Source organism: Curtobacterium citri, from assembly GCF_030362955.1.
Classification (GTDB): Bacteria; Actinomycetota; Actinomycetes; order Actinomycetales; family Microbacteriaceae; genus Curtobacterium; species Curtobacterium citri.
In genome coordinates this window covers 313,542-331,528 of the sequence record NZ_JAUCML010000003.1, presented here as the reverse complement: position 1 = coordinate 331,528, position 17,987 = coordinate 313,542, and the positions used below count along the sequence as shown (strand labels likewise).

General features: G+C 64.4%; 17 protein-coding genes and 1 pseudogene. 9 read left to right on the top strand and 9 right to left on the bottom strand.

Annotated elements, in window-relative coordinates; genetic code table 11:
- The first annotated feature begins 64 nt into the window (after positions 1–64).
- From QUG92_RS06470 to QUG92_RS06465, 3 genes and pseudogenes are all read left to right on the top strand, one after another.
- Positions 65–805, top strand: coding sequence for a hypothetical protein (locus QUG92_RS06470; protein WP_289458133.1), 741 nt, complete (start codon positions 65–67; stop codon positions 803–805).
- Positions 795–1,028: pseudogene (locus QUG92_RS17110) on the top strand (helix-turn-helix domain-containing protein); the annotation flags it as partial. The gene QUG92_RS06470 and the pseudogene QUG92_RS17110, both read left to right, overlap by 11 nt.
- A 279-nt stretch (positions 1,029–1,307) precedes the next feature.
- Complete coding sequence (locus tag QUG92_RS06465) at positions 1,308–1,922, top strand: ImmA/IrrE family metallo-endopeptidase (protein ID WP_251155637.1); 615 nt, start codon at positions 1,308–1,310, stop codon at positions 1,920–1,922.
- Between the two features lie 614 nt (positions 1,923–2,536).
- Here the strand turns inward: QUG92_RS06465 and QUG92_RS06460 are convergent.
- From QUG92_RS06460 to QUG92_RS06450, 3 genes are all read right to left on the bottom strand, one after another.
- The gene (locus QUG92_RS06460; RefSeq protein WP_289458128.1) at positions 2,537–3,058 is read right to left on the bottom strand and encodes a DUF4265 domain-containing protein; all 522 of its coding nucleotides are present in this window, start codon (positions 3,056–3,058) and stop codon (positions 2,537–2,539) included.
- 273 nt (positions 3,059–3,331) lie between these two features.
- The gene (locus tag QUG92_RS06455) at positions 3,332–3,667 is read right to left on the bottom strand and encodes a hypothetical protein (RefSeq protein WP_289458126.1); all 336 of its coding nucleotides are present in this window, start codon (positions 3,665–3,667) and stop codon (positions 3,332–3,334) included.
- A 136-nt stretch (positions 3,668–3,803) separates the two neighbouring features.
- Positions 3,804–4,163 (bottom strand): DUF4145 domain-containing protein, encoded by a 360-nt coding sequence (locus QUG92_RS06450; protein ID WP_289458124.1) that lies wholly within the window; start codon positions 4,161–4,163, stop codon positions 3,804–3,806.
- Between the two features lie 358 nt (positions 4,164–4,521).
- On the opposite strand from QUG92_RS06450, the gene QUG92_RS06445 reads away from it, so the two are divergent.
- On the top strand, positions 4,522–5,841 hold the full coding sequence (locus QUG92_RS06445; protein WP_289458122.1) for a hypothetical protein: 1,320 nt from the start codon (positions 4,522–4,524) through the stop codon (positions 5,839–5,841).
- Positions 5,842–6,123: 282 nt separating this feature from the next.
- A complete protein-coding gene (locus QUG92_RS06440; RefSeq protein ID WP_289458121.1) occupies positions 6,124–6,366 on the top strand; it encodes a hypothetical protein in 243 nt (80 codons plus the stop codon).
- Between the two features lie 398 nt (positions 6,367–6,764).
- Here QUG92_RS06440 and QUG92_RS06435 read toward each other — a convergent pair whose 3' ends face one another.
- Together QUG92_RS06435 and QUG92_RS06430 are read right to left on the bottom strand one after the other, a co-directional pair.
- Positions 6,765–7,898 carry a serine/threonine-protein kinase gene (locus QUG92_RS06435; protein WP_289458120.1) on the bottom strand — a complete coding sequence of 378 codons (1,134 nt, stop codon included), beginning with the start codon at positions 7,896–7,898 and terminating at the stop codon, positions 6,765–6,767.
- Positions 7,898–8,356, bottom strand: a complete 459-nt coding sequence (locus QUG92_RS06430; RefSeq protein ID WP_289458118.1) for a hypothetical protein — start codon at positions 8,354–8,356, stop codon at positions 7,898–7,900. Before QUG92_RS06430 ends, QUG92_RS06435 begins: the two co-directional genes overlap by 1 nt.
- Positions 8,357–8,722: 366 nt before the next feature.
- On the opposite strand from QUG92_RS06430, the gene QUG92_RS06425 reads away from it, so the two are divergent.
- Positions 8,723–9,541 carry a hypothetical protein gene (locus QUG92_RS06425; protein WP_289458117.1) on the top strand — a complete coding sequence of 273 codons (819 nt, stop codon included), beginning with the start codon at positions 8,723–8,725 and terminating at the stop codon, positions 9,539–9,541.
- Between the two features lie 1,108 nt (positions 9,542–10,649).
- On the top strand, positions 10,650–13,934 hold the full coding sequence (locus QUG92_RS06420; RefSeq protein WP_289458115.1) for an RHS repeat-associated core domain-containing protein: 3,285 nt from the start codon (positions 10,650–10,652) through the stop codon (positions 13,932–13,934).
- Between the two features lie 425 nt (positions 13,935–14,359).
- Here the strand turns inward: QUG92_RS06420 and QUG92_RS06415 are convergent, their stop codons facing one another.
- Positions 14,360–14,524: a hypothetical protein gene (locus QUG92_RS06415; protein ID WP_289458114.1), complete on the bottom strand. Its 165-nt coding sequence runs from the start codon at positions 14,522–14,524 to the stop codon at positions 14,360–14,362.
- A 125-nt stretch (positions 14,525–14,649) separates the two neighbouring features.
- Positions 14,650–15,825, bottom strand: a complete 1,176-nt coding sequence (locus QUG92_RS06410; protein ID WP_289458113.1) for an MFS transporter — start codon at positions 15,823–15,825, stop codon at positions 14,650–14,652.
- Between QUG92_RS06410 and QUG92_RS06405 the strand changes: the two genes are divergently transcribed.
- Complete coding sequence (locus QUG92_RS06405) at positions 15,818–16,279, top strand: hypothetical protein (RefSeq protein ID WP_289458112.1); 462 nt, start codon at positions 15,818–15,820, stop codon at positions 16,277–16,279. The two genes, QUG92_RS06410 and QUG92_RS06405, sit on opposite strands and share 8 nt — an antisense overlap.
- A gap of 131 nt (positions 16,280–16,410) precedes the next feature.
- On the opposite strand, the gene QUG92_RS06400 is transcribed toward QUG92_RS06405, so the two are convergent.
- Both QUG92_RS06400 and QUG92_RS06395 read right to left on the bottom strand, forming a co-directional pair.
- On the bottom strand, positions 16,411–16,872 hold the full coding sequence (locus QUG92_RS06400; RefSeq protein ID WP_289458110.1) for an ester cyclase: 462 nt from the start codon (positions 16,870–16,872) through the stop codon (positions 16,411–16,413).
- Between the two features lie 62 nt (positions 16,873–16,934).
- Positions 16,935–17,297 (bottom strand): DUF4267 domain-containing protein, encoded by a 363-nt coding sequence (locus QUG92_RS06395; protein WP_289458108.1) that lies wholly within the window; start codon positions 17,295–17,297, stop codon positions 16,935–16,937.
- A 103-nt stretch (positions 17,298–17,400) separates the two neighbouring features.
- On the opposite strand from QUG92_RS06395, the gene QUG92_RS06390 reads away from it, so the two are divergent.
- Positions 17,401–17,943, top strand: coding sequence for a TetR/AcrR family transcriptional regulator (locus QUG92_RS06390; protein WP_289458106.1), 543 nt, complete (start codon positions 17,401–17,403; stop codon positions 17,941–17,943).
- The last annotated feature ends 44 nt before the right edge of the window (positions 17,944–17,987 follow it).

Here is a 17,987-nt window from a genome sequence, read left to right as displayed (position 1 = left end):
GCGTGCTACTTGATTTTCCGACGGGCTCGTGCGTATCCTACTTGAGGAGGGGTAGCCCCTCGGCATGATTCTGCTTGAAGGGGAGACGATGACGTTCGACACTGAGGCCGCCATTCGTGCGGCGGCTGTCGCCGAGCGGCTGCAGCAAGCGGGCGCTCTGGCGTTCTTCCACGATCTGGTCGCGTCGATGTGGACGACGAACGTCGCTCGCTACGACGATGCACTTGGCGACACGGCTCGGTCGCTTGGCATGCAGTGCTCTGAGAACCTTGGCAAGCGGCTCTACCGTTCTCGGCGGGACGACGTGCTCCTCGACGCCGGCCTGACGGTCGGGCGTCGCAGCGGCGTTGTGTTCTGCTCGTTCGGGGAGGTGACGATCCGCTTGGTGAAAGCACCCTCCACCAGTGGTCTGCACCCGGACTGGTCAACAGACCTCGAATGGGAGAGCAACGTTCGCCGCGAATCAGCGTCTCGTAACGACAATGTTTACCGAGCCCCTCATCAGGAGCACGGGCATGAGGCACTGTTCCCCGCTTCTGGCCTTGGGGCATCCGGGTCGTTGAACGAGTTCTTCCTCGTTTGGAACGGGCTCCTCAGTGAAACGCCGCTTACTGCAGGATGGCTCGCGATCCCGACGTTGCGGTCCGACCACGTGGCTGCGGCCGAGCCCCTTTGGCGTGACGAAGCCGCGGGCGACAGCGTTGACGCCCGCCCTGACGTTCCCCTCGGGCCGAACGTCGGCGAAGAGCCGAAGCTCCACATCCGTCTGAAGAAGAACATCCGAGAGGGCAACAATGGGCGCTGAGTCGGACGCGCTCCGACGTGCCCGAGCCCGCCGTGCTGGCGGGGTAATGCAGGATTTCGACGGTGGTCGTCTGTCCTTGGCGCGACGACTCCGCCGGCTCACTCGAACAAGCCTCGCGGGAAGCGCGGACGTGTCTGCGGCGGCTATCACTCAATTTGAGCGGAACCAGAGCCGGCCAACGACCGCTGTTGCTGCGCAACTCGCTTTGAACCTCGGACTGCCCATTGCCTTCTTCCAGCGTGGTGCGGAGATCCCGCGGATTCCAACGGAAGCCGCTCACTTCCGTTCCCTCCGCTCAACCCCTGCAATATCTCGTGAACGAGCATTAGCGTTTGCTGAGCTCGGCGCTGCTGTGGTCAACGTTCTCGAGGACTACGTCGATTTTCCAGAACTTCGTGTACCAACGCACCTCGTCGATAGTGCGGTGACGGTCGACCAAATTGCCAGCATCGCAGCGTCGACGCGTGCTGCTCTGGGAGTTCCCCGGGGACCGATCGCGCACATGATTCGTACCCTCGAAGCGGCCGGCGTCGTAGTGCTGACAATGCCACCGGAAAGCGACGTTCGCGAGGTGGACGCGTTCTCAACCGACATCGGACGCCGGCCACTCGTCCTGCTCTCGCCCTTCAAGGACGACAAGGCTCGCAGTCGATTCGACGCGGCTCACGAGCTCGGGCACCTTGTCATGCACCCGGACGTCGAGCCCGGCTCGAAGATCGTTGAGGACCAGGCACACACGTTCGCGTCCCAGTTTCTAGCGCCAGACAACGATCTGCTCCCGGATCTCCCGGAAAAGGCGGATTGGGAAGCGCTACTTGCGGCGAAACGAAAATGGAAAATCAGTCTCCGCGCTTTGATCTTCCGTGCCCATCGCCTAGGGCTCTGGTCCGATGCAACATACTTGCGCGCGAATAAGCGTCTTTCCGCGGAGGGACTACCCGAGCGAGGGCCCCTGGGTCCGCGCGAGCAGCCGGTCGCGGTCGGACGTGCGGTGGCGATGCTCGAAGAGGCTGGATTCGGGGTCGACCGACTCGCAGCAGCTAGTCAACTCCCAGAGTCCATATTCCGGGACGTCGTCCTTGCGGGTAGCGAGCACCGACCTGTCGTCTCCCTCTGAGATGGACGGCACTCGGGCCGAAGCGAGCCGAACGTCTTCAGTTCCAATCGGTCCTGCCGTCTCTGAGGTTCACGTCCAGAACGGACACGTAATTTGGCAGTAGCTCTGGACCGTCATGGCGCCTTTCATGTCAGCCAAGATCGATATCGGACAAGTTGGCTGGCAGTCGACATTTGTCGCCGCGCAGACAACTTGTCTCCTTCGCACACAACTCGTCGCCGTCCCGCGCGGGCTTGCGTCACCACGGTCTCTCCGCGCAGCCCGAGACCTGGCTGCTTGCGCGACGCGTCCGTTTGACGCACCTTCACCGCGAGTGATCGCGGACCACCTATGTGAGACGAAGGCGGCCGACAGTCAGCGCGAGCAGGACGACCGCAGCGACGCAGCGGCCTCAGGCGCGGCAACGGACTCAGAGCAGCAGCGTCCGATATCCAATCGTCCTACGATGCTCGCTACTCGCTGCCGTTCTTCTTCCGCCACCAGGCGAGGATCAAGCCGAAGACCAGGATGGCGCCGAGCACCGGCAGCGCCCACCAGTCTCCATATGCACCTGCCGCGAACATGAGCCGAAGCTACGCTGCCTCGGCACGGGTGGCCGTCTGATAGTTGATCGGCTAACGGACGGAGCTGGTAGGGGCGCCGTCTTCCCACACCAGCGCTGTCGTCTGCTCCTCGTGGATGAGCAGGTCGCGGATCAGCGGCGCATTCTCGACGGGGCAGGACAGGGCGATGAGATTCTTCGAGACCGCGTCGACGAGACACCCGCGCTGGGCGTAGCGTCCTGCGATCGACAGCCACGCCGCGGCGAGGTCCGGATCTTCGCCGAGCCAGAGTCGGAAGGTGGCCTGGTTGCCGCGCTGACTGATGGTCGTTGCCACGATCGATCCTTCCGCAGATCTGACGGTGGCCACTGTGTCGCCGAAGTTCACGCCGAACACCCATGCGGGCACTGCGCGAACCTGCACGAGGTCTGGCCCGATTGTCTTCGCGTTCAACGCTTCCCAGAACACGCCACCGGAGTCGGAGGGAACCGCGAACCAGACTTCGGTATCCGCATCGGACGCCGATTGCATCGGCGCGAGCGAAGATCCCGCCCATTCGGCAGTCCGACTGGGATGCTGCCGGTACTCGCTCATGGCGGCAATCTATCTCTCGCTAAGCACCCGACCGCACTCGGTTTCGATCGACGACCCTGCCCGACCTCGAGCCCGGTTGACGATCCATCTTCGGACGGCTGGTGAACGCACGTCGTGCCCGCACCCAGGCGTCGAGGCAGGTGTCCTCGGTGCGCCATGACGCGTTCGCTGATCGCTGCACCCCGCGGAGGGACTTGGCTCGGCACGCGTCGGAGATCGTCCGCGGGTGCCGTCGGGCCTCCGCAGCGGCCTCATCGACGGTGAGCCAGACCATTAGGCCACCAGGCCTGTCGGCCACTCGACGGCCACGAGGCCGGCAGTGGCACCGAGCCGGTCGACGTAGAACAGGGAGTCGATCGAGTCGGACGGGAACGCGAGCTTCGTGCGAGCGATGAAGCTGCTCGACGGGGCGACCGCGCTGGTCATCACTCGGTAGAGCGTCGCGGTGGTGCACCCGAGCAGCTTCGCCAGGTCGACGTTCGACTCGAGTTCGTACGCCGAGTAGCTGCGTGATCCGCCGCCCTCGTCCGTCTCCTTGGCCAACAACTTCACGAGGGCGACGAGCGGGGCCTCCTCATGGATCCGGAGCAGCCCAGTGGCCCTCAGCATGCTCGTCACGGCGGCCCTGCGCTCCCGGCTGACGGTTTTTCGCGCCTCAGGCATGAATCTGGGGCCCCCTGGTGACAAAAACGCGTCAGAAACGCGGGGGAGAGGAACACTCATGGCGGGGGGGGTGATACGCGGTTCAGCTCGTTGGCGACGTTGACGCCCCTTCCCCGCGGGCGGTGCGTCGCGCAAGGATCTCGTCCGCGATTGCCGTGGCTTGGTAGACCTCTTCGAGGATCATGTCCATGAGGTGGAGGGCATCCGCGGCGTCTTCGGTAGTCGGCAGTTCTTCGACATCACCGTGCGCCATGTCGTTGCCAAGCACTCGTATCGCGTGGGCGAGTGTAAGCGTTGCGGGGCGGATCACGTTCTGGTCACTCATCGCCTCGATCTTGGCGAAGAGGGAACCGTTCTCGATGCCCTTGCTCTTAGCCGTTGCTTCGATGGTGGTGCGGGTCATGAGGATGCTGGCCGCCTCTGCTCCGATGCCATGACTCATGTGCGCCTCGGACGCGCATCGAGCCACGTGGTCGGGGACATGAGGGTATTCGGGTGCTGACGCGCTGTTCGGTGCCCATTCGCAACTAGAGAGTGCGGTTAGTTTGCGCATTGCATCTGTGTCCATGCCCGGGTCAGTCCTGGTGCGCACGACCTTGGCTGTCGTCAGATTCTTGCAGTTGGCGCATATGCACACCATGCGGACCGTGTACAGGTTGTAGTTCTGGGCGTCCCTGCCCAGGGGTGTAGTAAAGGACCATCGCGGCATGGCGTCGGAGTTCGATTTGCAGTAGGGACAGAAGCGCGTTGTCATGCTGAGATTCTGCCAGCTTTGAGCGGACAGCACATCAGAGCTATGCATGGCTGAGCGTGCCGAGGCCAGCGTGTGGCGCACCATCGCTGCGGTCCTGTTGCAGCCCCGGTGCGACGGGCGCCCATTTATCGACGCGCTCGCCATGAGCGCGCTCATCGGGGCGGCACACCGCCTTGCAACTGACCCCGAGCCCGAGGTCAGCACGACTATCCGTCGCATCACCTTCTCGCGACCCGTCCGCACAACCCAGGAGCTGTCCGGTCCCGGCAGCGCATCGCACCTCCTCGAGTTCTGGTCAGGCATCGGCGCGCCCATGCGAGGAAGAGTGCTCCGGGCACTCGACGGAGACCTTCCCGACATGCAACGGCTCGTGCACGCCACCGCCGTCTCGCCCGGCTTCGCGGAACTTATCGTCGCTCTTGAGAAACCGGACCCACGGATCGAGCGCACCGGGTGGTCCTGGAACACCCTCGCCCTGGCGACGGAACAATCCCTCACCGACGTCCTCATTCCACCTCTCATGTGGCCGACCTGGGCGAACCCCCTCGGCGTCGACAACATCACCGATCCCTCCGCTTTACAGCGAGGACTCGCGGACGCGCTTCGTGTCGCCGGTGATGGAATCGAAGGCGGTAGCGAACGAATCGCCGGGATCGGCCGGAAGCTCCGCCCTTCCATGCTCGGCACCCCTGAACAGGCGACTGCAGTGCTTCAGCAACTCGGAGAGTTAGCAGGATGGCTCCGTCTCAACCCGTCGCCCATCAACTACGTCGCGCGCCGATACCTCCGATGGAGCGGCTTACTCCCCGAAGCGGACTGGCACCTACTGAGTAGCAGCGTCGGAGAGCACCCCGGCAGAGGCAGAAGGCTGCTGAACGCTCAGCGCTACGCCTGGCTACGACTCACTGCCGCCGATACCCGTGACCTTCCGCGGCACCTCGAATTTCAATCAGGTACGCCAGACGCGACCGACTACACCCGCTTCCTCACAACGATGAGTGCGGAGCTTCAATCCGCGATCGACGACTACCTCGCCGCCTGGCTCCCGAAACACCGCATGGTCGGTACGTTCCCTGAGGTTGGGCACGTTCGACCCTTCGAGGACGAACCCCTCGTGTGGGCACCGCCGCGATGGAGACCATCCGAGTCTCCGCTCGCACCAGAACTTGACGACATCGACTTCATTCAGCTGCACGATCGGGTGCGAGCGGGCGAGTACGCCCTCACTCACCTGGCGATTGACCTGCAACGAAGCCCACGTCACGTTCGATGGGCCCTTGCCGAGCATCCTGTGCCGAGCGGACAGCCGCGGACCACCATCAATTGGAAGTCGCGCATTGACTATGCAGATCCTTTCTATAACTAGGCCTCGCCCGTGGCCCTGATCGCCCGGCAACTTAGAGCTCCACGTCGCTCGTTGCCACCACGGTGCGCATGTGGAAGTTTCCTAGGACGCACGAAGTGTGAGAGACCCGCCGGGATCGTTCGCGGCGCAGCCGCAATCGCTACCCAGCAACCACCGGCGGTGCTTCTGCCGCCGGGCTACCGCCACAATCCGTAGTACCTCAGCGCAGCACCCTCAAGCGTGCCGCGTGCGCGGACCAGGCTTACGACCCAAGAACTGTAAGATGTTGTCGTCAGGGACTGAGTGGTCCAGCACGGCATCCCCACAAGTGGCAGTTCGCAGGTGGCGCAGCCGATCTCCGAGCTCTGCGCCATCCAGCTTGCAATCGAGCACGAGTGCCTGCAGGATCTCCGCCCTTGTGGTCCGCTCACCCCTATCGATGGCGCGCTCGACGAGCGCGTCAAGTCGTTGGTCCAAAGCGAGCTGCAAGCGCAGGCTGACCTGCCGGTCGCGGCTGGTACGGAGCAGCTCTGCGGCGTTCACTGAGTGTCGTGTCTCTGCCATGTCTGACCTCCTCGCTACCTTAGATGTATGACTAAGCGAGGTATGTCAAACCTCCTTACAACCATGATGGCTGTTGGAGGCGTCGAGTGGCTAGATGCTCGCGACCACCGGCTCGCGCATGCAGCGCTTACAGGTCTCAGCGAGACTGCAAGCGGCGCCGAAGTTCTAGCTAGTTTCGACGTACCCCGAATATGGCGACCCGACCCCGAAGTAGGGCTGCGGGTGCCCGGCGTAACCGGCGCGCTGTGGGATGCCGTGACGACTGGTTCGCTGCAAGTCGTTGAGCATGGCCCTCGGGCGGGATTCGTGCTCGCCGCAGGCCGCCAAGCCGAGGCGAGGCAGCTCTTGAGCCGCCTTCCGGCTGAGCAGGCGAGTGAGGTCTACCGAGTTGCGACCGACTGGGCAGCAGCCTCGACGTCTCGGAACACAAGAGCAAGACCTTCTGCGCCTTCCACCTCAGGAACGCGGCGCGCGAAGCGCGCATAATTCCTCCACGTCCGCCCACCATCGATGCTGGTGGCTGCCGTCACACTGACGTGCCCGACGTTGCGTCCGCCCAGATGTTCAGAACTCACCCGAAGCAGTCGTTGGCGTGCGCTCACCTGGCGTGGCGGCCACTTCCCGATCCACTCTGCAGAGCTGACGGGAGTCCAGTCCACATATCTCAGCCCTCGTAGGGATCTGAGAGCCTCGTCGGCCGAAGCGAATCGGCTTTCCGGCTTTGTGGCCATCAATCGTCGAACGAACGTCACCAGACTTGGGCTCACCCATGGCTGGAATCTGAGGTGCCGAGGCGTAAGAGCGGGCTTGCCCGCTTCCGCTCGCTGCAACAGGACAGTTCCGTCTAGTGCTTGGTAATCAAACGGGCCGTTCAGCAACTCAAACATTGTCAGCCCCGTCGAGTACAGGTCGCTACGCACATCGAGCAACCCGGAGGAGTACTCGGGCGGGCGGTAGAGCAAGGTCCCGCCGGACGCATCTACCTTCTGCGAGTCGGCATCCAGGTAAGCAGCGCTCCCGAAGTCACCAACGAAACCTTGATTCCGTGCTGCGTTGAGCATCACGTTGCCAGGCTTTATATCGCGGTGGACGACCCCTGCGGAGACGTGCAGGTAGTGAAGCCCATCAAGAACGCAGTCGATGATCGCGACAGCATCCGCAGTGCCGAATGCGTGGCCCTCGTTCAGTGCCGCATGAATACTCTGCCCTTCATAATAGTCGGTGGTGAACGTGATCACCTTGAGTGAATCATCGTAATCTGGATCCCACTGCGCGTCCCTGACTTTGATGAGATGAGGGTGATCCATGCTTTCGAGAAGACGCGGCTCACTACGGGCGACGCCGTCAGGGAGGCCAAGCACGGAAATCGACTTCTGTACACGGAGACCGCCGAGAACGGTGTGCTCGTAGAGTTTGGTCTCCGCAGCGCTGCCCTCGTCGATGGTACGCAGGAAGCTGTAGGTGGGAGCGTGAAGCACCCTGCGGACCCGCGCCTTATCTCCCAAGATCGCCATCAGGAGAGACGCTCCGCCAGCGCCGCGAGAGCGGCGAGATCCCGTTTCCCCTTCCAGTGCGGGGGATGAGCATCGACGATATCCCCGGCGTGCCCCGAGAGTGCACCGATCTTCGGAAGACCTAGCGCGGAGCGGACCCACTTTCGGCTCCGCCGAACAGAAGGGATACCTGCTCGGTCTGCGGCGAGCACCACCGCTGACTCCAGGGAGATCCTCACCACAGATTGGAAGTAGCTGGGTTGGAATCGGCCCGTCTCGGGTTCGAGAATGGTTACGACTGTGATGCCGTTGGTTGAGATGAGTCGCTCGGCCTCATCGAGGGCAGTCCGGATCTGTGTTGCGAGCGGCGAATCTGGTGCAGGCACGATTCGCAACTGGGCATCTAGGACGTCACCGTCCTCCGAGACAACTGCGAGCCACAGCTCGTTTGTGGTGCCGTTGACGCCGAGTAATGCCACGATTCCCTCCCCGATTCAACCCCATCATGCAGCCTCGGTCGCCGGTGTACTGCGAGACGAGCCGCGATCACTCAGACTGCTTCACTTTCGCCGCCTCGTCGAAGTTTGGCGCGCTCCTACCGAACGTGCCACCCCGACCAATCCAAGCTCGCGCTTCCGCGGGCAGTCGGGATAGTCGCGTGCGCCGGCTCAGCGTCCGTCCTCGATCAGCTGGCCCGTGAGGACGATACATCGGACCAGATGCGGCTAGAGGACCACGCGCGGAAGCGGTGCGCTCCAGCGAACTCGTTCAGCACCTAGCCGCGTTCGGCGCCCCACACTGGAAGCGCCACGACACCGCGGCCAGCACTAAGGGATGATGAGAGCGTGGATGACGCCGAAGTCTCAGGACCCTATGACAATCGTGAGGCGGACGCGGACGCCGAGCGCGGGTTGCTGTTTCTGCAGTTCGGATTCGCGCGGCGTGATCGACTCGATGACCGCTACCAGCAGTTAGCGGTACGCCCCAAATCCTCACTCGCCGGTGACAGAGCGGCGGCTCCGTACAACCCTGTTCCCGACCAGATTGTGAACCTCCTCGGCGCTGCGCTGGACCATCTTCACGGCTTGCAGGTCAGCGTCGAGAGCAGTGGTGGGACCCTGCTAGCCATGTCATCGTTCACTCTGATCCGGAGCGCGATCGAAGTGGCAGGAACAGGGCTGTGGCTGCTTCAGCCCGCGGCGCGCGATGAACGACTGCTGAGATCCATGAGACTGACTCGTGAGAATCGGCGCCAGCTCCGGTCAGTTCTGAGCGATCTTGGTAGATCCGACCCGCGATTCGAAGTCGTAGAAGAACGCCTCAAAGACCAGGCAACGGTTCGCCCCAGTCTCGTGGGAGCTGACCTGACGAAGCTTGAACCGGTTACCGACCGGCTTCGTTCTATAACGACCATGGTTCCGCCTCGGCACCATCCGCCTCTGGTCATTTGGAGGATGGCGAGCGGCATCGCGCACGGGAACACGAGCATGATGACAGCGGTCCTCGAGCGTCAGCAGGTCGAGGAGTTCGACGGCCGGTCCGCTTCCTTCAACGTCACGTCCAGTTTTGTCACCGTTTCCATGTTCTTTGACGCGGCTTTGAACATGGTTGAATCGCTCCTAGATCTTTTCGACCGACGCAACGACCCCCTTTCCGTGGTCTAATTGTGTGAACGTCGGCTCAACCGTTGGCAGCCATTGAGACAGTCGCGACGTCACGAGCGTCGGGCACCATCGCCCGGCGTCGGCTCGTCAACCATCGTGGTGGCCAGTCGGCTTATGGATCGGCGACCACCTCACGGCGTGCCGATGTCGCGAGGACGGATCGCGCTTAGAGGCAAGCGGGCACGGAGCCCCTCGTGCGGACCGCCCACCCGTACCGTCGTAGACGGTTGCCCCTCAGCCCCGTCGCGGTTGTACGCGATTCGGCGACAAGTTATCTGGTCGATTCGAGTGACACGCACGTCGACTGCGAGTCTCGTGAGACGGGTCGGCGACAAGTAGTGATGGCATCGACAGACTTGTCGTCGCGCACGCGACCTGACTCCTTCGCACGCAAGCCTTTGCCGGACGAGGGAGGACGACGGGTTGTTGCTCCCCGCGGCCTGGGCGCGTCCGATTGCGGCGTCCTCGCGGAGATGGATCGCGAACCACCTGGGTGAGACAAGAGCCCCGACAGCCAGCGACAGCAGAAGCCTCAGCGATGCAGCGATCTTGCCTTCGGCAGGCAACTCCTCGCGGTGATGTACACGCACAGCGCAGCGGCGGATTATTGAACCGCTCCCCGAAGCAGGACCTCCACATCGCTCAGCAGCTCACCGTCGAGTCCGACGTGACCATGGTCCTGCGTGGCCACGACACTGCGCCTCGGGTGGAGTATCCGGCGGGCCGAGGAGCAGATGCTCAAGGTCGACCGGGTCCGAACTGGCCGGACCAGGACTGGGATGGAGCCGCACTCGCACTGTCCGGGTGAGCGCGGGGACGAAGTTGGCAGTCGATGTGTGCCATCGGCTCCTCTCCGCCGGCCTCCCCGGACCCCGGGCGATCGCGCTCGTCGTGAACGCCGTTCTGATCGAAGGGGCGGTCCTGACTCCGTCGAGCCAGGTGAGCGAGCGAACAGCGTGAGGTCACCCTGCTCGATGCTGATGCATGGGTGGGTGCCCGCTCGATCGTTACACGGTGTTCACATCAGTCGACCCATTCTGCTTGCCGTGAGCACCTAGCGTTGCCTAAACATTCTCACAGCTTGGGGGCAACAATGAGGTTCCAAAAAGTGTTCAGCGCGGCGGCGATCGCTGCCGTCATAGGCGTGTCCATCAGCGTGATCGCCTCGCCGGCGTCGGCTGCGCCGCATGCGGAGATCTTCACGCCGAAGCAGATCGACATCGATCCGGGAGGCGCAGCACCAACGAAGGCCTGGACCTATCCCGAAGCGGCTCCTGCCGCTCGTGTGCAGTCTCGAGCAGCCGCGGCCAGTGCTCCCGGGATGTACGGCGGCATCGGCAACCTCGGCAAGTACTCATTCCAGGAGTTCAACGTCTTCGGCCCTGACACAGTGGTCGGGGTGAACCTCGGTACTGGCAACCTCTACATCCGCACCATCGAGCGGGCTCTCAACGGTCCTGGCGTGCCGGCCACACTGCAGCGCGTCTACAACAGCAACGACGACACGTCCGGCGACCTCGGTACCTGGAAGACCGATCTCCGCCTGGCTGGGCTGGGATTGGCCAGCAGCTCGGACAGCGTGAACTTCTTCGACGGCACCGGGGCCAGCGGGCGGTTCACGAAGTCCGGCTCATCCTGGACACCTCCTCCTGGGATGGGCATCTCGCTGAAGCAGTCAGGCTCTGACTGGATCGTGACCTACAACAAGTCTGGTGACCAACTGACGTTCAATTCGTCGGGTTGGCTCACCAAGCGTACGGACCGGAACGGCACCGGCGTCGCCTACGGCTACAACCCCGGTGGGCAGCTCATCGCGATCACTGATGCAACCGGGAAGCGAATCGGGATCGAGTACGCCAACGGCGGTAGCACGATCGACACGGTGTTCGACAGCAGCTACCGCTTGATCACCTACAATACTGATCCCTTCTCGCAGACCTTGACTGAAGCGGGCTCCTGGCGGATGACGTCGGACAACGCCGGTCGTCTCTCCACTCTCACGCTCGGTGGTCGCACGCTGACATTCACCTACAACGGGGGAGTTCGGCAGATCGCATCTGTCACCTTGAGCGAGAGCGGAAACACCTTCGCCAAGACTTCGTTCGCCTACGGCGATGGCACGACGACGATCACCGATCCCCGCGGGAAGACCTCTTCGGTCACCTGGGACGACCAGTGGCGTGTCACCAAGACAACCGACCAGATCGGCCGCTCCCGCGCTCAAGACTGGACCCCGAACAGCGACGTCCTGACCACCACGGACAACGCCGGCGGCATCAAGGAAGCTACGTACGACTCGCTGAACAACCAGACCACGACCAAGCTCCCGACTGGCGCTGGCGCGCAGGCGGTCTACTCTCTGAACTCGGAGTGCGGCTCTGCCCAGTCGGGCCTCCCGTACTTGGCGAAGTGCCAGATCGACGACGCCGGTAATCGCACCGCGATGACCTATGACAGCGTCGGCAACCTCACGAAGACCGCCAACACGACCGGTTCCAGCAACACCACCTTGCGAGAGACCACGTACGAGGTCGCGGGTGGCTCTCGCTGCGGCGGATACGCCGGTCAGGTGTGCTCTACGAAGGACGGCAAGGGTGCCATGACGTCCTACACGTACACGGCGGGCAACCTCACGAAGGTCACCCCACCGTCCCCCCTCGGATCGACTTCTTACGCATACGACACTCTCGGCCGCGCCACCAGCGTCATTGACGGCACTGGCGCGACGACGAAGTACGCATACGACTCCGACGACAACATCGTCACTGAGACGTACGCGAACGGTCAGAAGATCACGAACACCTACGACAGCTTCCGTGGCACCAAGACGCAGACCGACAGCGGCACGGCGACCACCATCACCTTCGCCCGCAATGCGCTCGGCCTCGAGACCAAGAGGCAGGTCGCGACGCCTTCTGGTTCGGGCCTGTCCGCCTCTGTAGTCGCGACCTACGATCCGATGGGGAATCTCCTCACGCACAACGACGGGTCCCTGTCGCTTTCCTACGCATATGACGCTGCTAACCAGCTTGTATCTGTCGCTGAACCAGCCGCCAGCTGCCCTGCTGACCTTGATGCCTCTGCAACTGGCTGCATCCGCTTCGCCTACGACTCGAACGGAACCGAGATCCGACGGGTGATGCCGTACGGAGCAGAGCAGAACATCAAGCGCGACGCTGCGTCCCGGATCACGCGTGTCACCGGCACCGACAAGACTGGGCAGCCGGTCGTCGACATCGGTTACAGCTTCCAGAACGCGGGCAAGGACCGTTCGATGGTCCAGACCAGGACCAGCTACAAAGAGGTCGGCGTCACCGCCGGCGCAGTGACCTCGTATGCGTACGACAGCAACAACCGCCTGACGGGCGCCACGGAGCGCAGCGGTTCCAGCGTCACCGCGAGTTGGGCTTTCTCCTACGACGTCAACGGCAATCGCCTCAGCCAGACACGAGCAGGTTCCACCGGCGCTAGCCAGGGGACCATCTCGTACGGGTACAACGCGGTGAACGAGCTTATCTCTGCGACCGGGAGCACGAGCACCTGGACGTACGACAAGAACGGCAGCCTCACGCAGAACGGACTGACTGGCGCAAAGTCGACGTACGGCGACCGTACGCAGGTCCAGGCGAATGGCTCCACCACGTACGCGTCCGTCGGTCAGGGCAACACTCTTCAGCTTCGAGCTGGAAGCGTGCAGAAACTCGACTCGGCTCTCGGGAATGTCCGGACGAGCACCATGAGCGTTCTGCGCGCACCTAATGGTGTCGCCCTCGGCTATCGAGCCGGCGGGGCAACGCACTACTTCATGAACGACATGATCGGATCGGTCGTCGGGGTTGTTTCCGCGACTGCTCAGTTCGAGGGTGGCTACAGCTACACGCCGTATGGCGAGACGAGGTCGAGCTCCGCCACATCGGCAATCTCGACCAACGTGTACCAGTACGCCGGAGGCGAGAAGGAAGGTCCGCTCTACAAGTTCGGGGCGCGGTACTACGACCCGAACCTTGGTCGATTCACACAGGTTGACCCCTCCGGGCAGGAAAGTAACCCGTACCTGTACTCGAACGCGAACCCGATCAACTTCTCCGACACCAACGGCCTGCTCTCCGCAGCAGGTGTCATCGGAGCAGCAGCTGTTGCCGCTCTCACGACCCTCATCAGCGGCATCTTCTGCGCGGCACTTCCGCTCATCGGGTGCGTCGCCGCCGGCGCCGTTTACGGCGCAATCGGCGGGGGTATCTCGGCAGGTATCCTCGCTGCAGATTCCGGTGCCTCAGCCGCGGGAGTGCAGTCGGCATTCCTGAGGGGAGCAGCCCTTGGATCCATCGCAGGAGCCCTTCGACCATTCCTCAGTCAGATTGCGAATGCAATCGTGAACGCGACGAGAGGCTAGCCGTGAAGGCAATACTGATCCTGAGTGCTGCATGCTTCGTGACATTCGTGCTTCTGTTCATCGGTGTGCTCTCTTGGGGCTGGCCGCCCTGGCTCGTGGCGATCGGAGCCTTCTGGGGGCCCACGATCGGACTAGCGGTGAAGCGTCACACGCAGAGCCGCGCACATCGACCCGGATCACCGCAATGACCATCAGGAGCGAACGGAGCCACTCGTGTTACTCGGAGCTGTAGCGGCGTTCCTCGTCGGCACCGTGCTCATCGGTGTTGCAGCAGCGAAGTCTGTCCGCACGCATGGCTGGGGCCATCGGCATTGGGAGCCGTCCGCTCTCCCCTGGTTCTGGGCAGGCATCGCTATAGCCGTCGTCTCCTTCGGATTGTTCGCGGCCAGCTTCATGTCTGGTTGACTGCCTGCGCAGAGGACACCTCAGTCGGGCCGGGTGAGCGAGCGCAACAGCGCGAGTTCACCCGGCTCCATGCGATTCAACGGCGCATCCTGCCGCAGCCAGCGTGGGTCGCGGGGCACGACGATCGTGAGACCGATCAAGTCGGCGAGCATCTGGATGCTCCACACGGAGGCGACGACCTTCATAAAGATGGCGCTTGCGATCCGGAGAAGAGCGAACGCGCGGTCTGGTGCAGTTCAAGCCGTGTTCACATGCCGTCCGTCTCCTGCCCGCGTCCACGGCGCGACCCACATCGTCTGCGGTCCGTCGCTCACGACGTCGGCTCGCGGCGGAGGAGCCACCCGGTGCCGACGAGCGTCGCGAGCAGCGTCCCGACGCCGCCGAGCAGCAGCGTCCCGCCACCGCCCAGGAGGGCGACCGCCGGACCGCCGACCGCGGTCCCGGCCATCGTCGCGGCGTTGTTGGTGCCGATCATCGCTGCGAAGGCCCGGCCCTGCACGTCCCGCGGGGCTCGTCCGTGCACGATCGACCGGATCGCGAGGCTCTGGACCGCGTTCGCGGCGCCGACGAGGAACAGTCCTCCCGCCGTCAGCGCCACGGACGGCACCCACGCCATCACGAGCAGTCCCGAGCCCATCAGCACTCCACCGCTCCAGAGTGCCGCCTGCTGGCGATGTGGCGGGATCCGTGGAGCGACGAGCGCCGCGGCGGTCAGCCGCCCGAGCGCGCTCGTGGTGACGAGGACCCCGTAGACAGCAGCGGGTTGTCCGAGCTCCTGCCGGATGAAGAACACCTCCGCGACCGTGATCATGGCCGTGAACACGATCGCGGTCGCGAGTGCGAGGACCGACGCAGCCATGACACGGTCACCGAACAGGGTCCGTGGTCCGGCGGCGACCTGCCGGAGCCAGGGCGTCCGAGTCACCGGGGTGCGCTCCGGGGGTCGACGGAGCCGCAGCGCCAGGACGACGGTCAGGAGGAGCAGGAACGTGCCGGCGTCGACGAGGAGGGTTGTGTGCGTGCCGACGGCCGCGACCAGGAACCCGGCGACGGCCGGTCCGACGAGCGCCCCGATCGTGCGAGAGGTGTCGGATCGGGCGTACCCGACGGCGACCGCACGTCCTGCGGGGACCGTGGTCGGGACCAGGAGTGCCATCGCGGGGGAGTCGACCGCCGAGACCGCCGCCGCTGCAGCGACCAGCAGGAGCAGTCCTCCCTCCGACGGGGCGAAGGCGATGCCGATGGCGATGAGCGCCCGCAGCGCGAGTGCAGCCGAGACGATCCGTGAGACGTCCATCCGGTCCAGCAGTGGAGCGAGGACGGGCCCCAGGACGACCGAGGGCAGCAACTCGGCGAGGACGAGCGCCGAGACGACGAACGCCGATGCGCCCCGTTCCTGGAGGGCCAACAGCAGCGCGACGGTCGTGATCGCGTCCCCCGCGGCGCAGACCCCCTGCGCAGCGGTGAGCGTGTGCAGCTTGTTCAAATCCGAACCCCTGTTCCTCGTACTGGAGTATCAGTATGCTGGCTCGACCGCGGGGGGTCCGCAGGGGAATGAGGAACACATGAACAGGTCGGAACTGGTGTCGCTCGCCGGAAACGTTCCGGAGCGCGTCCGAGGCCGCCGAGCGGTGGCGCACAGCGATGTCACCATCACGCTCGACTTCGAGGACGCGGTGCAGTGGTGCCTCGATCAGCTCGCGGAGTCGGACGAGCGTCTTGCTGCGAGCGCGGCGAACTACGACTGGAAGGTCGCGATCGTCACTCGTCGTGACGGCGTTGCAGGCGGGCAGGTCCGCTTCGGCGTCGCGTGGTACGACCGCTCCTTCTACGAGGCGAAGTGCGACGTCTACCTCGGCGAGGACCACGTGCGCATGTTCGCGGGAATGGGCAGCGACGTCGCGGACGTCGAGGTCTCACACTACGAACTCGCGGCCTAGGACGACACTGGTGCCTGCCCCCGCATCGCTCGGGGGCAGGCACCGACGCCCGGCTACCTGCCAGTGTGTGACCAGCGCGACGCGTCGCAACTGGGATGTACGTGGCTGAGTCGTCGGGGAGGCCTCCGGTGTCAGCCCCAGGCCGCCGGGACCGGCGCGTCGACCGGTGCGTTCAGCTGGTGCAGGAGGCCCGCGAAGTCCTCGAGGTGCCAGGTGGCGACGATCTTGCCGCCGCGGACCTGGTGGACGTCCATCGTCCGCATCTCGATGCGCTTGCCGGTCGGTTCGAGGCCCATGAACGCGCCCCGGTGTGTCCCGGAGACGGTGTTCCGCACCGCGACCTTGTCACCCTGGACGATGATGTCCTGGTGCTCGACGGTGTAGTCCGGCATGGCACGGCGGAACTGCGTGATCTGTGCGGCCATGCCGGCCGGGCCCTGTTCCTGCCCGGGGGCGAGCGGCAGGTCGATCCAGTCCTCGGCGAGCACGTCGTCGAGGACGCTGCTGTCTCCGGTGCGGAACGGTTCGTAGAAAGCGCGAACGAGGTCCTCGGCGGAGTCGGCGGAGTCGGTGGTGTCGTGCGTGGTGTTCATCGGTGTGGGCCTTCCAAGCGGGTCGTGCGGATGTGGACGGGGGGCGACGTTCGAGCTGCGTCTCAGGCGAGCGCGAGGACGAGACCGGCGATGACCAGGACGGCCGCGGTCGATGCGTGCACGCCGATCGCCTGGCGGACCGTCCCGCCGTTCGTGACGACGATGACGGCGTCCCCGACGGGCGTGATCGCCGCTGCGATGAGTGCCCAGCCGAAGACGTGCGGCCCGGCGAACAGCAGCACCACCAGGGGGACGACGCCCGAGGTGACGTCGCGGACGCCCTTGATCGAGGTGAACGCGCGTCGGCGGTCTTCGGCGACACCGAAGCCGGCGGTCGCGACCGTCGGAGCGATCAGGAAGCGGGCTCCGATGAAGAGGATGAACAGGCATCCGGCGACGGCGACGATGAGGGCGGCGGTGGACATGGTGCTCTTCCTTCGTTGTATAACGTTGTTCTCCTACGAGCGTACGACGATGGGCTGTCATTGTCTACCGTTGTTACCTAACGCGCACGGTTAGACTTCCTCCATGACTCCACGGCCTGCTCCCGACCTCGACCAGCGGCGTGACCAGATCACCCGAGCCGCTCGGTCGGTGGCGGAGACCGACGGGTGGGAGGCGGTCACGATGCGACGGCTCGGCGCCGAACTCGGGGCGACGCAACCGGTGATCTACTCCGCGTTCCCGGGGGGACGACAGGCGCTCATCGACGCCGTGGCCCTCGGAGGGTTCGACGCGATCGCGGCCGCGCTCGAGGCCGTCCCGGCCGAGCCGCTCCCGAGACTGCAGGCCTACCTCGCCTTCGCCGCCGCACAGCCGCGCGTCTACGAGGCCATGTTCTCGCTGCCGTCCGGGCTGTCGTTCGGGACCGGCGATGGGCCGGCTCCGCTGCAGCGTGCCTTCGCCGCCGTCCGTGCGGCGTTCCCCGACGAGGACGACACCGCAGCCGAGGTCGCGTGGGCGACGGTCCACGGTCTCGCCACCCTCGAGATCAGCAAGCGTCTTCCTGCCGACCGGTCGGTGGCACGCCTCGCGTACGCGCACCGGGCCCTGACACGGGAAGAGCACTGACCGGCGGCGACGGTTCGGGGTCGCCACCTGGCCGACCACCCGGA

Excerpts from the sequence above, each read along its gene's own strand:
- QUG92_RS06470 (WP_289458133.1), top strand. The coding sequence starts at position 65 with ATGATTCTGCTTGAAGGGGAGACGATGACGTTCGACACTGAGGCCGCC.
- QUG92_RS06465 (WP_251155637.1), top strand. The coding sequence starts at position 1,308 with ATGATTCGTACCCTCGAAGCGGCCGGCGTCGTAGTGCTGACAATGCCA.
- QUG92_RS06460 (WP_289458128.1), bottom strand. The coding sequence starts at position 3,058 with ATGAGCGAGTACCGGCAGCATCCCAGTCGGACTGCCGAATGGGCGGGA.
- QUG92_RS06455 (WP_289458126.1), bottom strand. The coding sequence starts at position 3,667 with ATGCTGAGGGCCACTGGGCTGCTCCGGATCCATGAGGAGGCCCCGCTC.
- QUG92_RS06450 (WP_289458124.1), bottom strand. The coding sequence starts at position 4,163 with ATGAGTCATGGCATCGGAGCAGAGGCGGCCAGCATCCTCATGACCCGC.
- QUG92_RS06445 (WP_289458122.1), top strand. The coding sequence starts at position 4,522 with ATGGCTGAGCGTGCCGAGGCCAGCGTGTGGCGCACCATCGCTGCGGTC.
- QUG92_RS06435 (WP_289458120.1), bottom strand. The coding sequence starts at position 7,898 with ATGGCGATCTTGGGAGATAAGGCGCGGGTCCGCAGGGTGCTTCACGCT.
- QUG92_RS06415 (WP_289458114.1), bottom strand. The coding sequence starts at position 14,524 with ATGAAGGTCGTCGCCTCCGTGTGGAGCATCCAGATGCTCGCCGACTTG.
- QUG92_RS06400 (WP_289458110.1), bottom strand. The coding sequence starts at position 16,872 with ATGAACACCACGCACGACACCACCGACTCCGCCGACTCCGCCGAGGAC.
- QUG92_RS06395 (WP_289458108.1), bottom strand. The coding sequence starts at position 17,297 with ATGTCCACCGCCGCCCTCATCGTCGCCGTCGCCGGATGCCTGTTCATC.
- QUG92_RS06390 (WP_289458106.1), top strand. The coding sequence starts at position 17,401 with ATGACTCCACGGCCTGCTCCCGACCTCGACCAGCGGCGTGACCAGATC.